This window comes from Polaromonas sp. P1_G4 (assembly GCF_056405475.1).
Genome location: NZ_JBFUCA010000806.1, coordinates 1 through 1,318, shown reverse-complemented (window position 1 = coordinate 1,318; position 1,318 = coordinate 1). Strand labels below are relative to the sequence as shown.

General features: G+C 57.7%; 3 protein-coding genes. All 3 read right to left on the bottom strand.

Features of this window, described 5'->3' with window-relative positions; translation table 11 throughout:
• A partial coding sequence (locus AC1D1X_RS23540) for a preprotein translocase subunit SecY (protein ID WP_477699376.1) occupies nt 1-754 on the bottom strand: 754 nt, incomplete at its 3' end.
• A gap of 18 nt (nt 755-772) precedes the next feature.
• Nucleotides 773-1,204, bottom strand: a complete 432-nt coding sequence (rplO, locus tag AC1D1X_RS23535) for a 50S ribosomal protein L15 (RefSeq protein WP_411878481.1) — start codon at nt 1,202-1,204, stop codon at nt 773-775.
• A gap of 13 nt (nt 1,205-1,217) precedes the next feature.
• Nucleotides 1,218-1,318, bottom strand: a 101-nt coding sequence (locus AC1D1X_RS23530; protein WP_477699377.1) for an uL30 family ribosomal protein, incomplete at its 5' end; no start/stop codon positions are given.

Sequence of the window (1,318 nt, the reverse complement as noted above, 5' to 3'; positions counted from 1 at the left end):
CCTTGTTACCCACCTGGCGCCGCGCATAGTTCACAAGAATCTTGCGTTGCCCGCGCTCTACGAACACCACGAAATACGTCACCAGCACGACCACCGCGACGATCACGATGGCTACCAGAATACTCATGGCGCCGGTGCGAACTAATTCGAGCAAACCACCCATGGCATTCGGCAAGCCTGCCGCAATACCGGCAAAAATCAGGATCGAAATGCCGTTACCCAAACCACGCTCGGTAATCTGCTCACCCAGCCACATCAGGAACATCGTGCCGGCCGTCAGGCTGAACACTGCAGTCATGCGGAAACCAAAACCGGGTGCCAGCACCAGGCCTGGCGAGCTTTCCAGCGCCACGGCAATACCCATGGACTGGAACAGTGCCAAAGCCAGCGTGCCGTAACGCGTGTACTGCGTAATCTTGCGCCGGCCGCTTTCGCCTTCTTTTTTCATCTGCTCGAACGTCGGAACGACGTACGTCAGCAATTGCATGATGATCGAGGCCGAGATGTACGGCATGATGCCCAAGGCAAACACCGTGAATCGCGACAGGGCACCACCCGAGAACATATTGAACAGGTTCAATATGCCGCCTTGCTGGCCCTTGAAAAGCTCTTTCAGCTGGCCAGGGTCAATCCCTGGCACCGGGATGTGCGCGCCAATGCGGTACACCACCAGGGCCAGCAGCAAAAACACAAGCCTGTTGCGCAGATCACCGTACTTGCCGGTTTTCGCGATTTGAGCCGAAGTGGTTGCCACTGATTATCCAGTCAGGTATTAAGCGACAGAGCCGCCGGCGGCTTCGATCACAGCCTTGGCAGCTGCCGTGGCAGAAATGCCGTTCAGCTTGACTGCCTTGGTCAGTTCACCGGTCTTGATGATCTTGACGTTCTTGGCGAGCTGGCCCACCAGGCCGGCAGTCTTCAGAGCCAACAGATCGACTTCGGCCAGGCCGAGCTGCTCCAGCGCGCCGAGGGTGACCTCGGCGTTGAACTTCAGCAAATGCGACTTGAAGCCGCGCTTGGGCAAGCGACGCTGCATAGGCATTTGACCGCCTTCGAAGCCCACCTTGTGATAACCACCGGAGCGGGACTTCTGGCCTTTATGACCACGTCCTGCCGTTTTGCCCAGGCCAGAGCCGATGCCGCGACCAACGCGTCGTTTGGCATGTTTGGCGCCTTCGCTAGGCTTGATTCCGTTCAATTCCATGATGAGTCTCCGCTCAGACAATCTTGACCAGATAGCTGATCTTGTTGATCATGCCGCGCACTGCGGGCGTATCCTGCAATTCGCTGACGCTGTTGACGCCACGAAGGCCCAGAC